This window comes from Frankia sp. EI5c (assembly GCF_001636565.1).
Lineage (GTDB): Bacteria > Actinomycetota > Actinomycetes > Frankiales > Frankiaceae > Parafrankia.
On record NZ_LRTK01000027.1, the window covers coordinates 22676 to 40193 of the forward strand.

General features: G+C 73.8%; 10 protein-coding genes and 6 pseudogenes. 9 read left to right on the top strand and 7 right to left on the bottom strand.

Annotation, left to right across the window (positions count from 1 at the left end; genetic code table 11):
• Window positions 1-985 precede the first annotated feature (985 nt).
• The 3 genes from UG55_RS14085 to UG55_RS14095 all read left to right on the top strand — a co-directional run bounded on the left by UG55_RS14085 (window position 986) and on the right by UG55_RS14095 (window position 4291).
• Entirely contained in the window at window positions 986-1249 is a 264-nt protein-coding gene (locus UG55_RS14085; RefSeq protein ID WP_066068213.1) for a hypothetical protein, read from the top strand.
• A gap of 188 nt (window positions 1250-1437) precedes the next feature.
• Window positions 1438-2778 carry a M16 family metallopeptidase gene (locus UG55_RS14090; protein ID WP_396230908.1) on the top strand — a complete coding sequence of 447 codons (1341 nt, stop codon included), beginning with the start codon at window positions 1438-1440 and terminating at the stop codon, window positions 2776-2778.
• A 205-nt stretch (window positions 2779-2983) separates the two neighbouring features.
• Window positions 2984-4291, top strand: a complete 1308-nt coding sequence (locus UG55_RS14095) for a pitrilysin family protein (protein WP_066068215.1) — start codon at window positions 2984-2986, stop codon at window positions 4289-4291.
• Between the two features lie 140 nt (window positions 4292-4431).
• On the opposite strand, the gene UG55_RS36740 is transcribed toward UG55_RS14095, so the two are convergent.
• Both UG55_RS36740 and UG55_RS14105 read right to left on the bottom strand, forming a co-directional pair.
• Window positions 4432-5574: an ANTAR domain-containing protein gene (locus tag UG55_RS36740; RefSeq protein ID WP_313954613.1), complete on the bottom strand. Its 1143-nt coding sequence runs from the start codon at window positions 5572-5574 to the stop codon at window positions 4432-4434.
• Between the two features lie 413 nt (window positions 5575-5987).
• On the bottom strand, window positions 5988-6227 hold the full coding sequence (locus UG55_RS14105) for a mycoredoxin (protein WP_066068222.1): 240 nt from the start codon (window positions 6225-6227) through the stop codon (window positions 5988-5990).
• A gap of 134 nt (window positions 6228-6361) precedes the next feature.
• Here UG55_RS14105 and UG55_RS14110 point away from each other — a divergent pair, with 134 nt between their 5' ends.
• From UG55_RS14110 to UG55_RS36760, 5 genes and pseudogenes are all read left to right on the top strand, one after another.
• Window positions 6362-8800, top strand: a complete 2439-nt coding sequence (locus tag UG55_RS14110; RefSeq protein WP_066068228.1) for an ATP-dependent DNA helicase UvrD2 — start codon at window positions 6362-6364, stop codon at window positions 8798-8800.
• 735 nt (window positions 8801-9535) lie between these two features.
• Window positions 9536-9717, top strand: a pseudogene (locus UG55_RS36745) (hypothetical protein); the annotation flags it as partial.
• 1 nt (window position 9718) lies between these two features.
• Window positions 9719-9883: pseudogene (locus UG55_RS36750) on the top strand (WhiB family transcriptional regulator); the annotation flags it as partial.
• A gap of 106 nt (window positions 9884-9989) precedes the next feature.
• A pseudogene (locus UG55_RS36755) lies at window positions 9990-10751 on the top strand (nucleotide pyrophosphatase); the annotation flags it as partial.
• A 1-nt stretch (window position 10752) separates the two neighbouring features.
• Window positions 10753-11657, top strand: a pseudogene (locus tag UG55_RS36760) (alkaline phosphatase family protein); the annotation flags it as partial.
• A gap of 90 nt (window positions 11658-11747) precedes the next feature.
• Here the strand turns inward: UG55_RS36760 and UG55_RS36765 are convergent.
• The 5 genes and pseudogenes from UG55_RS36765 to UG55_RS36775 form a co-directional block, all read right to left on the bottom strand.
• Window positions 11748-12578 (bottom strand): AarF/UbiB family protein (locus UG55_RS36765; protein WP_242424313.1); only part of this gene is annotated, 831 nt, incomplete at its 5' end.
• A gap of 1 nt (window position 12579) precedes the next feature.
• A pseudogene (locus UG55_RS36770) lies at window positions 12580-13310 on the bottom strand (ABC1 kinase family protein); the annotation flags it as partial.
• Window positions 13311-13365: 55 nt separating this feature from the next.
• Window positions 13366-14610, bottom strand: coding sequence for a ThiF family adenylyltransferase (locus UG55_RS14135; protein ID WP_066068240.1), 1245 nt, complete (start codon window positions 14608-14610; stop codon window positions 13366-13368).
• A gap of 579 nt (window positions 14611-15189) precedes the next feature.
• The coding region (locus UG55_RS14140; protein WP_242424314.1) for a zinc-dependent metalloprotease at window positions 15190-16284 on the bottom strand (1095 nt) is incomplete at its 5' end.
• 1 nt (window position 16285) lies between these two features.
• Window positions 16286-16548, bottom strand: a pseudogene (locus tag UG55_RS36775) (zinc-dependent metalloprotease); the annotation flags it as partial.
• 99 nt (window positions 16549-16647) lie between these two features.
• Between UG55_RS36775 and UG55_RS14145 the strand changes: the two are divergent.
• Window positions 16648-17139 carry a molybdenum cofactor biosynthesis protein MoaE gene (locus UG55_RS14145; protein WP_066068246.1) on the top strand — a complete coding sequence of 164 codons (492 nt, stop codon included), beginning with the start codon at window positions 16648-16650 and terminating at the stop codon, window positions 17137-17139.
• The last annotated feature ends 379 nt before the right edge of the window (window positions 17140-17518 follow it).

Genomic DNA, 17518 nt, shown 5'->3' on the forward strand with positions numbered 1-17518 from the left:
AGCAGCAGGTCGGCCAGGTGGTCGTCGGTGAACAGCGTGTCCCGCCCGGCCGCCGCGGGCAGCCGGCCGGCGATCAGCGCGGTGCGGGCGAACCGCGCGCGCTCCACACTCGAGGTGATCTGCCGCCAGGCGACGTACGGCCCGACGACCGCGCCGGTGCCGGTGAGCCGCTCAGCCAGCCGCTGCCGCCGCAACGGGTCGCCCGCGTCCCCCACGAACAGCCAGAACTCCGCGCCGTGGCTGGCACGGGGCAGGCCGATCGACACGTTCGGGGGCGGCTGTTCGCCGGGTCCGTGGGGCACCAGGACCGCCGCCATCCGCGCGGGCAGCCGGATTCCGCCGGTGCCGGCGACATGCTCGATGGTGGCGGCGTCCGCGCCGGAGAGCAGCAGCTCACCGAGACGGTCCCACAGCCGTTCCCGTTCACCGGCGGCCTCGAACTGGGCCAGCGCGTAGCCGTCCGCGGAGGCGGCCGAGATGCCGTCGATGTAGGCGAACATCATCTCGGCCAGGGACACGAGCGCGGCCGCGTCGAGCCCGGCGTGCAGCGCCGCCTCCCCGAGCCGGCGCCAGGAGATCCGGGCTCCCACCCGGTAGGCGCTCAGCAGGTTGTCGAGGGAGCGGCCGGCCCGGACCTCACCGCGCCCCAGCCGGACGTAGACCTCCCGGCTCGCGGCCAGATCGCCGGCGGCCGCCGGCCCGGCCTCGACGATGGCGAGGAAGCGGGCGAGCGCCTCCTCCACCCCCCGCCGGACGCCCCGCCCGAACGAGCCCTCCAGCGGGCGGGCGTATGCCGGCACCTCGGCGGCGATCGCCGCGATGATCTCCTCGGCGAGTGATTCCAGCCCGTGGGCCAGCGAGCCGCTCAGCCCGGGCGGAAAGGTTCCCACCGGGACAGTCTCGCCCGCCGCCCCGCCCTGAGGACCACCGGCCCGCCGCCCGCCGCCCGGCGCCGGGTTCCGGGTGTGAGGAGCACAATCGTCGCGTGGAGACTCCGACCGGCATCGTCAGCGTGCTGCTCACCGGCTGCGCGATCGGCCTGCTCGGCCGGCTCGCCGTCCCCGCGCGCCGGCAGGCACCGATCGGCTGCCTGATGACCGTGCTCATCGGCCTGCTGGGGGCCGCCCTCGGGCTCGTCGTCGCGACGAGTGTCGACGCCGGCTGGCTGCTGACGCTGCTGCTGCAGGTCGCGGCCGCCGCGGTGCTCGTCTTCCTCGTCTCGGCCGCCGGCGGTCGCCAGCAACGCTGACGGCTCTGGCCCCGGTCGGGCCGCGTTCGTGCTCGGGCCACAGATTCGTGCTCGTGTCACAGAGTGGGCCACGTGATTGGTGCCCGTATCGCCCTTTCGTAGTCCTCTTCTCTCCGCCTGGGGACGGGTCGAGGAGGTGAAGATGCCGAACGTGGCCGGCTGGGCGGCGCGGGCAGTAGCGTGGCGATGTGTCCTCGCCTTCGACCGCCGGCCCTACCGCCCTCAGCGCGGTGAGCGGCACGCTGCCCGCCCCCTCGTACCCGGTGCGGCGGGCGACCCTCGACAACGGCCTGCGGGTTCTGCTCGCTCCGGACCAGACTGCCCCCGTCGTGGCGGTCGCGGTGCACTACGACGTGGGTTTCCGCTCGGAGCCCGAGGGGCGGACGGGGTTCGCCCATCTGTTCGAGCACCTGATGTTCCAGGGCAGCGAGAACGTGGGCAAGGCCGAGCACCCCAAGTACGTGCAGGCCGCCGGCGGGATCTTCAACGGGTCGACCCACCCCGACCACACCGACTACTTCGAGCTGCTGCCCTCCGGTGCCCTCGAACTGGCGCTCTTCCTCGAGGCCGACCGGATGCGGGCGCCGAAGATCACCCGGGAGAACCTGGACAACCAGATCGCCGTGGTCCAGGAGGAGATCCGGGTCAACGTGCTGAACCGGCCCTATGGCGGGTTCCCGTGGATCACGCTCCCGCCGGTCGCCTTCGACACCTTCCCGAACGCGCACAACGGCTATGGCGACTTCACCGAGCTGGAAGCCGCCAGCCTGGACGACGCGGCGGACTTCTACGACAAGTTCTACGCGCCGGGCAACGCGATCCTGACCGTCGCGGGCGAGTTCGAGCCCGACCGGGTGCTCGACCTCATCCAGCGGTACTTCGGAGTGATCCCGGCCCGCGCGGTCCCGGCGCGGCGCAGCTTCGCCGAGCCGGTGCGGGCGGGGGAGTGCCGGGAGGTGCTCACCGACCGGCTGGCGCCCCGCCCGGCGCTCGCGGTGGGCTACCGGGTGCCGGATCCCGCCGCCGACCTTCCGGGCTTCCTCGCGGCGTCCCTGCTCACCGATGTGCTCACCACCGGCGACGCGAGCCGGCTGGAGCGGCGGCTCGTCCAGAAGGACCGTTCGGTGACCGCGGTCAGCACCTATGTCGGCACCTTCGGGGACCCGTTCGACCAGCGCGATCCGCTGCTGCTGACGCTGGAGGCCCGGCAGACCGGCGATTCGGGTGTCGACGCGGTGCTCGCGGCCGTCGACGAGGAGCTCGACCGGATCGCGAGTGACGGGCTTGAGCCCGGTGAGCTCGAACGGGTCCGGGCCCAGACCGCCGCCGGCATGCTGCGGGAGGCGGATGACGCGCTCGGCCGCGCTCTCAAGATTGCGACTTTCGAGCTGCACCACGGCCGCGCCGAGCTGCTCAACGAACTGCCCGGCCTGCTGGCGGAGGTCGGCGCCGAGGCGGTCGCCGCCGCCGCGGGCGCGCTGCGCGCGCAGGGCCGCGCGGTGCTGGAGCTGCGGGCGGGCGCCGCGTGACGATGACGATGCCCCGAGACCGGGCCACCGGCACGATGACCGGTGCGGGGATCTCCCGCGCGGGGGACGAGGAGGCACGGTGACGACGACCGCCCAAACTCCGACCGCCCAAACTCCGACCGCCCAGACTCCGACCGCCCAGAGTCCGGGCGCCGGGACGGCGACTGCCGGGAGCGGGGCCGAGGCCGCCGCTCAGGCCCCTTCGGTGATCCCGGTGGTCACCCCTACCGTCCCGGCGGAGCTGCCGGCGGTGGTCCGGCGCACCCTGGCGAACGGCCTGCGGGTCGACGTGGTCGCCCGGTCGAGTGTCCCGCTGGTCGAACTGCGGCTGCGGATCCCCTTCGCGGGCGCCGGCGCCGCGCACCAGGCCGAGGCCGAGCTGTTGGCGGAGACGATCCTCACCGGTTCGGGTCGGTATGACCGGGTCGGGCTGGCAACCGCCGTGCAGGCGCTGGGCGGGTCGCTGCGCACCGGCGTGGACGCCGACCGGCTGGCCGTCGTCAGCTCCGCGCTGGCCACCAGCCTGGAGCCGCTGCTGGCGCTGATCGCCGACGTGCTGATCTCGGCGAGCTATCCGGACGACGAGTTCGCCGGTGAGCGGGCCCGCATCATCGAGGACACCGCCACCGCGCTGAGTCAGCCCGCGGTGATCGCCCGCGAGGCGCTGCTGCGCCGGATGTTCGGTGACCACCCGTACGGCAGCGCCCTCAGCCAGCCGTCCGCCCTCGGCGAGGTCGGCGCCGAGCGGGTACGCGCCCTGCACGCGGCGCGGGTCTGCCCCGACGGCGCGATCCTCACCGTCGTCGGGGACGTCGACCCCGAGCGCGCGCTCGACGCGGTCGACGCCACGCTCGGCGCGTGGAAGGGAACCGCCGCCGAAGGCCACCCGCCGGCCCCGGTGGCCGCCGCCGGCCGCATCGTGATCGTCGACCGTCCCGGCGCGGTGCAGACGAACATCCGGCTCGGCGGCCGGGCGTTGGACCGCTTCGCGCCGGCGCACCCGGCGCTGCGGCTGGCGAGCACGATCTTCGGTGGCTACTTCAGCTCGCGCCTGGTCTCCAACATCCGCGAGGACAAGGGGTACACCTACTCGCCGCGCAGCGCGGTCGAGCACTACCAGGCCGGCTCCCGGTTCACCGTCGCGGCGGACGTCTCCACCGAGGTGACCGGTCCGGCGCTGCTGGAGATCCTCTACGAGCTCGGCCGGATGGCGCTGCTGCCGCCGGGTGCCGACGAGCTGGACGCCGCCCGCCAGTACCTCATCGGCACGCTGGCGCTGTCGGGCGCCACCGCGGCGGGCCTGGCCGGCACGCTGTCCGGGCTGTCGGGGGCCGGTGTCGGGGTGGAGTACCTGCGGGACCATCCGCGGGCCCTCACCCAGGTCACCGCGGCGGAGGTCCAGGCGGTCTCGGCCGAGCTGCTGGCGCCGACCGGGCTGGTCACCGTCCTGGTGGGCGACGCCTCGAAGATCGCCGACGCCGTGCGGGTACTCGGCGACGTCGAGCCGGTCTGACCCGCGCGGGGGCATGGCGAGTGACTGCGGTACGGGCGACGGTCGCGGTGCGGGCGGTCGCGGTGCGGGCGGCTGTGGTTCGGGTGGTCGCGGAAGCCGGAACGGGGAGCTTGGCGCCGGTGGGGGCAGGGCCGGCAGGGTCAGCGGCGGCTGGGCGTGGCACGCGGCGGGCTGGGGCGGGGCGTTCCGCCGCCGGGCCCTCCCGAGGCCGGCCCGGGCGGGGGTCCGGATCCGCCGCGGCCCAGCTCCCCGGGCAGGTTGACCCGTGGGTCGCCCACCGAGTCGACCACCTGACGGGCCAGGTCGTGGACCCGCCGGCCCATTCCCCGGGCGGTTCGGCGCAGTCGCTCGAAGGCGTCCCTGGGCTTGATGTGGTTGCGCTCGGCCAGTACTCCGATGGCCTGCTCGACGATGACCCGGGAGGCCAGCGCGTGCTCAAGCTGGATCACTGACAGCCGCAGCTGCTCGGTCTCGTTGAGATCGCGGTCGGCGCGGCGGGGGCGGCCCGGCGGGCTGAGGTCCTCGGCGAGCAGGTCGGCGAGGACCATCGCGGAGATGAGATCGCCGACCGGGCGGATCTCGGAGCCCGGTCCTTCCACGATCCAGCCCGCCGGCGCCCGTCGCAGCCGCATGTCGGCGGCGCCGTGCCCGGGGGCGCCGCCGCCGGCCGCGCCGCTCGGGCCGCGGGCGACGCCGGGGCGAGGAGGACCTGACCTGGGCGGGGCGGGTCGCGGAGCCCCCGGCCGGGCGGGTGGCCCGGACCGGACCGCGCGGGCGAGGACCTCCGGGGTCACCCGGGGCGTTCCCGGTGCGGGCTCCGGGGCCGCCGGGCCGGGTTGGCCGAGCCGGGTCCCCGGCTGCGGGCTCGGCGCCTGGGACGCCTCCCGCGCCGGGCTGCCCGCGATCGCGGGCTCACCGGTCGGGGCAGGCCCGCCGATCGGGCCGGCACCTCCGGCCGGGCGACGTTCGGCTTCCTGGTCGGGTTCGCCTGCCGGCGCGGGCTCCGGTCCGAGATGTCCCCGTCCCCGGCCCGGTTCTGCTTCCGGGCCCGGTCCGGTTCCGGCGGCGGACCGCCCGGCCGCGTCGGCGCCCTCGACCCCGTTACTGGCAGCAACCTCCGGCCGGGTCTCACGCGTCAGTTGGTCGCGCAGTGCGTCTGACGCTCCCAGACTGTCCGCGATTGCCCGTAGTACACCGAGTGATTCCGGGGGTACGGCGACAGCGGACCGGTCGAGGCCGGCGAGGATGCCCAGCACTGCCCCGTCGGGGCCGATCACGGGCATCGAGACATGGCTGCGGACGCCGAACCGTTCGGCCTCGACGGTGTCGGCCAGGGTGGGATCCTGGTCGGCCNGAGAACCGGCGGCTGGCGCCCCGTCCAGCATTCGGGCAGGTAGACACCGGGCGCGCGGGACATCCAGCCCGGAAACCAGATCGNGGATCGGCCCGGTCACCCGCAGATAGACGGCATCGGTCGCCGACACCGCGACGAGGCACGTCTGCTCCATCTGGTGGAGTGCATGCGTGGCTCTCAGCGCGGCGTCGACCGTGCTCCACGGGAGTCCTGAAGGTGCTGACGACACAGGCCGAACTCTCCCACAAAGTTCACGGGCAGTGACGGACACCGTCCCACGCGCCGGCCATGTGTGCGCCGGGAAGGCGTGAACTCCCGCAATGTCGTCGCCCTGCGTATCCGTTATGCGGCAGAAGTGACCTTATCGGTGACCTGACGGAGGGACGGGTTGGTCATCACCGTCCCATCGGGAAAGACCACGGTGGGCACGGTCGCGTTGCCGTTGTTGGCATCGCGGACAAGTTGCTCTGCTGTCGGGTCCTGCTCGATGTCGACCGTCACGTACTCCACGCCCGCGCGGTCCAGCTGGCCTTTCAGCCGGACGCAGTAACCACACCAGGGGGTGGTGTACATAGTGATCACAGCGGGACCTCCGTCGGGAGCGATCGAATCGTGGTGGGGCCGCCCGGTTGGCGGCTGATGTGCATAACCCGGTTGTGGTGCCTTCGCTTCCCGCTTCCGCGTGTCGGGTCGCGCCCCGACTACCGTGTCGCATCATGTCCGGACCAACTGCCCCCGGGGCCCGTCGCCCGGCGTCCGCGTCTCCTCGCCGCCCGTCGCCCGTCGAGGAGACTGCCGGCGTGGGCGAGTCGACTGTGACAACGCGGAGCAGTTCGGTTACACCCCGAAGCGGGTCGGTGCCACCGCCGGGCATCCCGGTGAATTCTGGCGAGCAGCTCGATCCCGAACAACTCGCCGCTGTGTTGGCACCTGTGGGCCCGGTCTGCATCCTCGCCGGTGCGGGCACCGGCAAGACCCGTGCCATCACCCACCGGATCGCCCATCTGGTGACGGAGCGGGGGATCGGTGCCGGGCAGATCCTAGCCGTCACGTTCACCAACCGCGCCGCCGCGGAGCTGCGCGGGCGGCTGCGGTCGATGGGGGCCGAAGGCGTCCAGGCCCGCACCTTCCACGCGGCGGCACTGCGCCAGCTCAGCTATTTCTGGCCGCAGGTCGCCGGAGTGGCGCTGCCGAGGCTGGAGAAGAGCAGAATGCCGCTGCTGGTCCGCGCGGCGAACCGGGTGCGGCTCCGCCCGGACCGTGCCGAACTGCGCGATCTCGTCTCGGAGATCGAATGGGCCAAGGCGATGATGGTCGCCCCCGTGGACTACGCCCACCTCGCCGCCGAGCACCGGCGGGAGACCTCGCACGCCCCCGACGTCGTGACCCGGGTGTACGAGGCATATGAGGACGTCAAGGGCGAGGCGGGCGTCCTCGACTTCGACGATCTTCTGTTGCTCACCGCGGCCGTGATCGAGGAGCACGGGTGGGTCGCCGCCGAGCTGCGCTCCCGGTATCGCCACTTCGTGGTCGACGAGTACCAGGACGTCAACCCGCTCCAGCAGCGGGTGCTCGACGCCTGGCTCGGGGAGCGCGACAGCCTGTGCGTCGTCGGGGACGAACACCAGACCATCTACTCGTTCACCGGGGCCAGCGCGCGGTACCTGGTGGAGTTCCCGCGGCGGTTCCCCACCGCGACGGTCGTCCGGCTCGTCCGCGACTACCGCTCGACTCCCCAGGTGGTCGCCCTGGCGAACGGCCTGCTCGACGGTGCCCGCCCGCCCGCGGCGCCCGTCACCCCGGCGGCTGCCCCGGCTGCCCCGGCTGCCCCGGAGTCTTCCGCGGGGCGGTTGGTGGCGATGCGTCCGCCGGGCCCGGCACCCGCGTGGCTGGAGGCGGACAGCGAGCCCGAGGAGGCCGCGGGCGTGGCCCGGCGCATCCGCGGGCTGCTGGCCGGTGGTGTCCCGGCCAGCGAGATCGCGGTGCTGTACCGGATCAACGCGCAGTCCGAGGCGTACGAGACGGCGCTGGGCCGGGCTGACATCCCCTATCTGCTGCGCGGTGGGGAGAAGTTCTTCGAGCGGCCCGAGGTCACCGGCGCGGTGCGGATGCTGCGCGCGGCCGTTCGTTCCGCCGAGCCGGACCGGCCCGGGGGGCTCGCCGACGCCGTCGTCGACGTGCTGGGCGCGCTGGGCTGGCGCCCCGGCGCCGCGCCGGCCGGCCCGGGTGCGGACCGCGAGCGCTGGGAGAACCTCGCCGCGCTGCACCGGCTCGCCATCGATCTGGCCGCCGCCAGTCCGCGGGCCGGCCTCGACGACTTCGTCGCGGACCTCGCCGAGCGGGCCGCGCACCAGCACGCCCCGACGGTGCAGGGGGTCACGCTGGCCTCACTGCACGCGGCCAAGGGCCTCGAATGGGACGCGGTGTTCCTGGTCGGCCTGGTCGACGGAACGCTGCCGATCATCCACGCCCAGACCGAGGAGCAGATCGCCGAAGAACGTCGCCTCCTGTACGTCGGCATCACCAGGGCGCGGGTTCACCTGACGCTGTCGTGGTCGCTGGCCCGTGCGGAGGGAGCCCGTCGGTCCCGGCGGCCGTCGTGCTTCCTCGACGACCTGCGCCGGTCGGCCTCCCGCTCCGCGACCGCCGGCTCAGGCGCCAGCCGTTCGGATGCCGGACGGCTGGGCGCTGACCGTGAGGGTGCCGGCCGAGCCGGTGCCGGCCGAGCCGGTACTGGCCGAGCCGGTGCTGGACGAGAAGGTGCTGGACGAGAAGGTGCTGGTCGCGAGGGTGGCGCGGCAGTGGACGGCGGTGGTCGTTCCCGGGGTCGGCAGAGCGTTCCCTGCCGGGTCTGCGGGCGGGCACTGGTCGGCGCGCGGGCCCGGATCGGGCGGTGCGACGACTGCCCGGGCCAGGCGGACGCGGGCCTTTTCGAGCGGCTGTGTGCCTGGCGTGCTCAGCGCGCCAGGGAGCAGGGCGCGCCCGCGTTCGTCGTTCTCACCGACGCGACGCTGCGGCTGGTCGCGGAGCGGCGGCCCGCGACCGTCGCGGAACTCGTCGCGCTGCCGGGTGTCGGTCAGGTCAAGCTCAACCGGTACGGCGACGACATCCTCGCGCTGGTCGCGGCCACGCCGCCGCCGGGGTCGGCTCGCTGACGTCCCGCGGATCGGCGACATCAGCGGCACCGGCGGCACCGGCGGCACCGGCGGTACCCGGTCGCGTGTTCACATGAAGTGACTATGTAGTCGCCTCCAGCGACACGCCCGGCCTGTGTCGATCTCCCTGTGCCGGAACGTGTCCCGTGGATCACGCGAAAAATAGGTTGTCAGTCTCGGTGACTGCTCCTACCGTTGTCCGTGAACACCGGGGCGCGATCAGTGCGCCCATGGGGGCGGAACCAGTTCTGGTTCGGCGGAGCCGCGGAGGAGGTCATGATGAGCACGAAGATCATGGCCGCCGTGCGTGTGCGGTTGTTCCCCGCCGACCTGCAACTCCCGTCCGGCGGGTGGACCCCGAGCCGCGATCTCTGCCTCGACCTCGCCGTTGGGTGGGCCGAGGCCAGCGGCCGGCAGACCGCCGTCGCGCGNGATGGCGCCGCGGCAACCGGCAACGCCGTGAGCGGTGATGCCCTGGCTGGCCGCGTCGCCACGTGCGCCGACCTGGCGGGCGCTGCCGTCGAGGGCAGCCCGATGACTCATGAAGGCACGACCGCACGTCTGGCGGGCGCTGGCAGCACGCGTCCGTTCCAGCAGTCGGGTCCCGTTCCGGATCCACTCCCGGCCTAGCGCCGACCCGGAGTGACTCCCGAGGCCGCGGATCCCGACAGGGATTCGCGGCCTTCGTGTTTCTCCAGGTCTGCCGTCCGCCAGCCACCACCCGGAGGTCTGATCCTGACCGTCGCCGATGGACCCAAGACCGAGCTACCGAACTGGAACAAACCGCCAATGTCGGAGGTGACCCCGGTGTTCGACCCCTCGATCGATTCCCGGATCGAGCGGGAGCGTCTCGTCCTGCCCTGCTGGGACGTGGACCCCGAGCTTTTCTTCGCCGAATCCCCGGCGGATGTCGAATCNGCCAAGTCCGTCTGCGTGCAGTGCCCGGTGCGACCGGCCTGCCTTGCCGCCGCCATCAACCGTGCCGAGCCCTGGGGGGTGTGGGGCGGCGAGCTCGTCGTGACGGGCCGGGTCGTCCCGCGCAAGCGTCCCCGGGGCAGGCCGCGTAAGCAGGTCGCGGCCTGATTCCGGGCCGGGTGGCAGGGCGGGGCGTCGACTTTTCGGCGCCCCGCCCCTTGGCGTTGGCGTGCGCTTCTCCTGATGGTGCGGTGGGCGCCGGTAGGGTGCGAGCGTGCCCAGCAGCGATCGCGTGTATCCGATCCGGACGGGTGCCGGCACGGTGGCGCAACCAGCGGCCGGCGCTTCTCCGGGCGAGGCGTTGGCGCGCGTGGTGGCCGTGCTGACCGACCCGAAGCTCGCCCATGTCGTCGACCTGGTCGCCTGGGTCGAGCGCGGCTGGTTGTGGGTCGCGAACGCCGGCGGCGCCTCGCGCCTGCCGGCGGACGCCCCGGACGGGCCCTGGGAGGTCCTGCGCGGCCGTGACCCGGTCGCCGTCCAGGACCCGCTGCACGGCGTTCCGCTGGCCGCGGCCCTCGCGGATCCCTCCCCGCCGTCGGCGCGGAACTCCTATCCGCTCGCCGGGCGGCGGCTGCTGTCCGTCTTCGCCGATCCGACGCGTTCCCCCGACGTGGTGGTCGTGCACACTCCGCGGCACTACTGGCCCGAACGGGGGGGTCACCTGGGTGAGCATGGCTCACTCGACGCGGGCCAGTCGCGGGCGCCGCTGCTCCTCGCCGGGGCGGGTGTGACCGGCCGGGGACTGCTCAGGCGAGCGGCCAGGGTGGTCGACATCGCCCCGACGCTGGCGATGCTCGCCGGAGCGACCATGCCCGCGACGGAGGGTGCGCCGCTGGCGGATCTCGCCGGTCCCGGCGCGCGCCACGTGGTCGGGCTGCTGTGGGACGGGACGAACTGCAACGACCTGCTCGACCTGGCGGGGCGCGGCGAGCTGCCGAACGTCGCGCGCCTGCTGGCCCGCGGGGTGGCGTTGACCNGGGGTGCCGTCGCGGAGTTCCCGAGCGTCACCCTGACCAATCACACCTCGGCACTCACCGGCGTCGGGCCTGGCCGGCACGGGATCCTGCACAACGTCTACTTCGACCGGGAGACCGGCCGCCAGGTGATCGCCAACGACGCCGGGACCTGGCATGTCGCCTGTGACCAGCTCCGGGAGGGTGTCCTGACCCTCTTCGAGGCGGTCGCGCGGGCCCGTCCCGGTGCGCGGACGGCCTGTGTGAACGAGCCGATCGACCGGGGGGCGGACTATTCGACGTTCGGTCTGGTCCGCGACCTCGGCGTTTCCGCCCGGCCCGGCGGCGCCGGCGGTCAGGGGGGCGCGACCATGGACGACTACCTGCCTCCGGCCGAGGGCGATCCGCACGCGAACGCGGGCTGGGTGACCGCCGATCCGGACTACGCGTGGTCGACGCGGGTGGACGCGCTGGGACTCAACCAGATTGTCGACCTGTGGGCCGAGGGCACCGAACCACCTTTGCTGACCTGGTGGAACACGACCATCACCGATACCGGTCATCACGGCGGGGGCGCCTGCTCGCCCGAGTCACGCGCCGCGCTCGCGGACGCCGACCGCCGGCTGGGGGTCTTTCTCGACCTGCTCGACCGGCGCGGGCTGACCGACTCCACCGCGATCCTGCTGACGGCCGACCACGGATTCGAGACAGCCGACCCGGCCTGCCGAGGCGACTGGGACGTCGCCCTGCGGGAGTGCGGGATCGAGTTCCGGGACGAGGGCTACGGCTTCATCTACCTGAATGTTTCCGCGCACCTGGATGTCTCCGCGCACCTGGATGTCTCCGTGCCGCCGGGCACCGCCGGGGCCGGCCCGGACGGCCACCCGGGCGCACCGGTCGACCTGCCGCCGCAGGCCGCGGGTACCTGAGCCGACCGTCGCCCGGTCGGTGCCGGTGGTCAGCTGCCCGGTGGTGTGCGGGGTGATGGTGTGCGGGGCGGTGGTGTGCGGGGCGGTGGGTCAGTCGCGCTCGGCCTTGGGTTCGCGGGCCGGCCGGGTGCGGCTCGCGGGCCGGCTCGTCTCGGCCGGCCCGGCCTGCTCCGGGGGCCGAACACGGCTGCGCGAGCGGCTGGCGCGCTGAGCCGGAGCCAGCACGACCGGCCCCGGCCTGGCCCGGGCGACGGCGGTCCCGTCCCCGACCTCGACGTCGAGCCCGGGCAGCCGGCGGCCAGGGCGGTTGGCGGCCTTGGCATGGCGGGCGGCGGCGGTTCGCGGCGCGGCGAAGCCGGGCTGCCAGCGCTCCATCTCGGCCCGGAACGGGCCGGAACTACCGAGCTGGCACAGAATGCCGATCGCGCCGAGCGTCACCCGGTGGATCAGCAGGTACGACGGCGGAAGGTTGAGCTGGCGACCGAGCTGCGCCGCGGCGGACCGCCAGTCGCCGAGCCGGAGGGCCTCGCCGCGCAGCCAGCCGCGGGAGAAGGTGAACTCGTCCTGCGCGATCGGCGCCAGCATCGGCGCGAGATAGTCCAGCAGACCGTCGGCGGGGATGCTGGCGCCGGCCGGGATGAACCCCTCGGCCCGAAGGCCCTCCGCCACCGCCTCGGCGTCGCCGGCGAGGGTCAGGCGGGCCAGCCGCCCGATGGGCTCGGGTAGCCCCTCGGGCAACCGGTTCACCGCGCCGAAGTCGAGGACCCCGAGGCGCCCGTCGGGAAGCAGCCGGAAGTTTCCCGGATGCGGGTCGGCGTGCAGCAGCCCGGCGCGACCGGGGCAGGAGTAGAGGAAACGGACGAGCAGCAGACCAGCCCGGTCCCGTTCCTCCTGCGTGCCGCTTTCGATCACGGTCGACAGNGGCACGCCGTCGACCCACTCGCTGACCAGCACGCGGTCGGCACCGGCGATCGGACGGGGCACGACGATGTCCGGGTCGCCCGCGTACGCCTGCGCGAACGCCCGCTGCCAGGCGGCCTCAAGGCGGTAGTCGAGCTCCTCGGTGATGCGCGCTTTGAGCTCCGCGATCAGGGGTTTGATGTCGAGCCCCGGGGTGAGGGCACCGAACAGGCGGGCCGCCCGGCCGAGCTGGTTGAGATCGGCCAGCAGCGCGGCACCGGCTCCCGGGTACTGGATCTTGACCGCGACGGGGGTTCCGTCCGCCCACACCGCCCGGTGCACCTGCCCGATGCTGGCCGCCGCGGCCGGCGTGTCGTCGAAGCTGGTGAACAGGGACCGCCAGTCGGCCCCGAGCTCCTCGCGCAGGACCTTGTGCACCGCCGCGGCGGGCAGCGGCGGCGCCGCCTCCTGCAACTTTGTCAGGGCGGCCCGATAGGGGCTGGCGACCTCGTCGGGCAGCGCCGCCTCGAAGACGGACAGCGCCTGCCCCAGCTTCATGGCGCCGCCCTTCAGCTCCCCGAGTACCCGGAAGACCTGCGCGGCGGTGCGTTCCTGCAGCTCGGTGGCGACGGCTTCGGCGGGCCGGCCGCCCAGACGTTTCCCGACACCGAGGGTCGCCCGGCCGGCCATGCCGATCGGGAGGGTCGCGAGCTTGGCGGTGCGGACGACCGCCCGCCGCGGGATGTCGGACACGCCTCCATCGTGCCCTCTCCCGGGGGGCGCTGTGTCGTCCTCGCGATAGACGGCCTCACCTCGTGCTGCCCGTGTCGGGCTGCCGCCGGTCGCGGGAGGGGGCGTTCCCGGTGGGTGAGACCGGGTTGGCGTGGGGTGGTGGGTCGGCCGCGCGGCGTGCGGTGCGGCAGGGGCACTCGGGGTGCGGCGGCCAGGTGCGGCGCCGGATCCGCAGGTCGGACCGGGTGATCTCCAGGGTGCCCTCGGCGGTCGCGGGCAGCCGCGGCCGCGATCCGCCGGTGGCGGGGGGCGCCGCGTCGAGGAGATCGAGGGCCTGCATGCAGGCGATCGAGGCGACGAGGGTGGCCAGGGAGATCTCGCAGGGGTCGGCGCCGCGTTCCGAGGGCCGGACCATCTGCATCGCGAGGATCGGCCAGTCGGGATCGCGGGCGTCCCGGTGCAGGTGCTGGCAGTGCAGACAGGACGTGCTGCCCGGAACCACCAGCGGGCCGACGACCCCGGTGGTCTCGCGGACACCCGCGAGCAGATGCGGGAACCCGGCCCGCTCCAGGCGGAGGCACTCGTCCGGATGGATCAAGGGCAGGCCCACCGGGGCGAGAACCACCAGGTCGGGGCGCAGTGGCTCCACCAGGGAGGCCCTCGGCGCCCCCGGCGCACCCGGCGAGCGGGCCGAGCGCGGCGAGCGCGGAGTCGGTACGCGGCCGGTAGGACCCGGAAGCTGCCCGACCCGGCCCATCGCGGCCTGGGTGGCCGACGAGCGGGGCCGGCCGACGTCGTCGAGGCGCAGCCCGCCGGGCGCGACGTCGGCGGGCGCGGTGCTGCCGGGATCGTCGACGACCACCTGGCCGACGCCGGCAGCCGTCAGCAGGGTCGCGATCTGGGCCCCGATTCGCCCGGCGCCACGTACCGACACCCGCGCCCGGCGCCGGCGCCACAGCGCTGACCGGGGCAGCCGGACCCCGAAGCTCGCCAGCGACAGCGCGGCGACATCCGGTGCGAAGCGGCCGTGGTCGACCTCGGCGGAGGCCGGAACCCCGGTACCGGCCGCGGTGCCGGGGTCGCTGTCGTCGTCGAGCAGGCCGGCCTGGGCGAGGATCTCGATCATCGTGCGGGTGGCCGGATCGCGGGCCTGCCCACCGGGATCAAGATCGGGGCCAGGTGGCTCCAGGGTGTCCAGCGCGGACCGGTAGGCCGGGCCGATGCCGGTCAGTATGACGGCGCGCAGCGGATCGACGCCGATCTGCAGAGTGGTGCTGTCCCGCCAGAGTCGGCGGAGACCGGGCTTGAGGACCGGGCGCACGGGATCCTCCCCTTGCGTCGGCCGGCGGGGACGGGCCGGCGGCGATGAGACCGGTCCACGATGACATGGCATCGCCGGGTCGGGGCCGATGTCAGCCGGGTCTGTGGAAAGACGATTCTCGTCCGCGAATGCGGGATTCCGTCATTTCTGCACCCGTGTTCGCCGACTCTGTAGAAGGTGAATTCGGCGAAAAAACAAATGAATACGGCTCGGTCGCGGCGGCCGTGAGACGGTGCCGCGGCCGTGAGACGGTGCCGCGGCCGTGAGACGGTGCCCGGCCCACCGGCGGTGACCGGGCCCCGCCGGTGGGCTCTCGTTGTGCTGACCGGTGCGCGGTGCCCGCCCGGCGGGTCAGCCGCGGGTCGGTCCGCCCGGCCGGTCAGAAGGCGATCCCGCCCATGTCGCCGGAGACAGGCGAACCCCCGGGGAGCGCAAGAGCCTCCGGCTTCCCCTTCCGGAGGCGCCTCGCATACCCGGGGGCCCGTCAGGTCAAGCTACGACCGATCAGCGTGCCGGTCAATTCGTGTGGCCTCGTGGCGGGCTTCTCGGCGGCCTTCCCGGCCGCGGCGGCTGCCCGGGTCAGGATCCCGGGCCGTCCGAGGTGGGGGCGGGACCCTCGCCGGGTGGTTTGTCGTCAAGTTTCTCGATTTCCGCCATGATGTCCAGATCCCCGCCGGCTGTCGCCCCCGAGACGAAGGCGGACGGGTCTGCCAGATCGTCCCCGCCGGGCAGCAGGTCGGGGTGGGCCCACACCGCGTCCCGCCCGTCGTGGCCACGGGCCACGGTCAGGGCCTCCCACAGGGCCGCGGCCTCGCGCAGCCGGCGCGGCCGCAGCGAAAGCCCGACCAAGGTCGCGAAGATCTGCTCGCCCGGGCCGCCTTCCGCCCGCCGCCGGCGCACCATTTCGCGCAGTTTCGCCGCCGACGGCAGGTGCTCGCGGGCGGCGGTGTCCGCGACGTGGTCCACCCAGCCCTCGATGAGCGCGAGCACGAGCTCCAGCCGGGCGAGCGCGGCCTTCTGCTCAGGCGTGTCGGCGTCGGCGAAGACGTCCTCACCGAGCGCCTCGGTGAGCCGCTCCGGATTCATCAGCGTCGTCGGGTCGATCATCTGCATCACCCGGCCGACGGCCTCGGGGTCCACGGCGATCCCGCGCGCGTACTCCTCGACCGCGCCCAGTACGTGGGAACGCAGCCAGGGCACGTGCGCGTACAGCCGGTTCGAGGCCGCCTCGCGCAGCGCGAGGTAGATGCGGACCTCCTCGTCGGCGAGGCCGAGACCCTCCCCGAAGGCCGCCACGTTGGCCGGCAGGAGGGCCGCGGTGCCGGCCGGGCCCAGCGGCAGCCCGACCTCGGTCGAGCTCACCACCTCGCCGGCCAGGCTGCCGATGGCCTGGCCTACCTGAGCGCCGAAGAGCATCCCGCCGACCTGGTTCATCATCTGCATGACCGGCCCGCCGGCACCCATCAGCCGGCCGAGGTCGACGCCGGGCGGCAGCGCGCCCGCGAGCTCGGGCGGCAGGTCGCCGCCGCCGAGCTGGCTGAGGCCGGACGAGATCCCGGTGCGCATGGCCTCGACGACCTTGCTCGCGACCGGGTCGCACAGCGTCCGCCAGACCGGCAGGGTGGCCTCGATCCACTGCTCGCGCGACCAGGCGACGGCGGTGGCGGCTCCGGANGGGAGGGCACTCACCGGGTCGAGCCACACGTCGGCGATGCGCAGCGCGTTCTCGACCTCGCCGACCTCGGCGGGCCGCACGGCGCGGTCGGTGCTGCCCAGCGCCCGTACCGCCACCTGGCGGGCGAGCTCCCAGTTGACCGGCCCACCCTGCCAGGACAGGAGACGCTCAAGCTCGGCGAAGAACGGTGCCCCGCCGCCGGAGGGGCGGCCGGGGTCACCACCCGGCGTCGGGCCGAAGCCGAAGGGGAAGCCGCCGCTCATCGCGGGGACCCGTGGACGTTCCGTGGGGACATGAACCCACGGTAGTGCGTTTTCCGGTCGACTGGTGAACGGTGGCCGGTCGGGCGTTNCGGTCGAGGGGTGGATGCCACCTTCTCGGACCAGGTGCCCGTTGTGCACCCCTCTCCGGTTGCCGACGGCAGTGCGCGGCCCGGGGTCGTGGTTCTCGCCGAGATACGCGAAACACCGCTGTCCGTGGACGAATGCCTGGCCGCCGTTCGGCTGCCGGAGGTGGGCGGAATCGGGCTGTTCATCGGTACCGTCCGCGATCATGATCATGGGCGGTCGGTGGACGACCTGGAGTACAGCGCGCATCCGAACGCCACCCGCGAGCTCGCCCGGGTCGCCGCCGACGTGGCCGCTGAGCAGGGCGTTCGCGCCATGGCCGTGCTGCACCGGACGGGGCGCCTGGCGATCGGGGACATAGCCGTCATCGTGGCGGCCGGGGCCGCGCACCGGGCGGAGGCCCTGACCGCCTGCCGCCGCCTCATTGACGACGTGAAGGAACAGGTCCCGATCTGGAAGCGGCAGGCATTCGCGGACGGCTCGTCGGAATGGGTAGGCGCCTGCTGAGTGGGCACCTAAGATAGATGTAGGTCATCTACCTTCCCCCGTCTCGACGTCGAGGCCGCCATGTGGTTCCTGCTTATCCCCCNCGCCGCGCTGATCCTCGCCCTGGTCTGGTTCACGCTGCGCAGCCGTCCCGACCGCACCTCCGAAGCCATGATCACTATCGAGGGGTACCGCCGCGGCATGGCGGCCCTCGCCCGACCCATCTCGGCTGGTGACCCGGCCTCCATTGCTCCAGTGTCACCCTCCGTGACGACCCTCGCCGCTTCCGTCCCGGTTCCCGTCGCACGTCCGGCGGACCCCGGTCCGACCGAGCCGATCGCGACGGCGGCGACGGCCTCGGCAGCCGTCGCCGAGAGCGAGCCCGGCGGAGTGTCCTGAG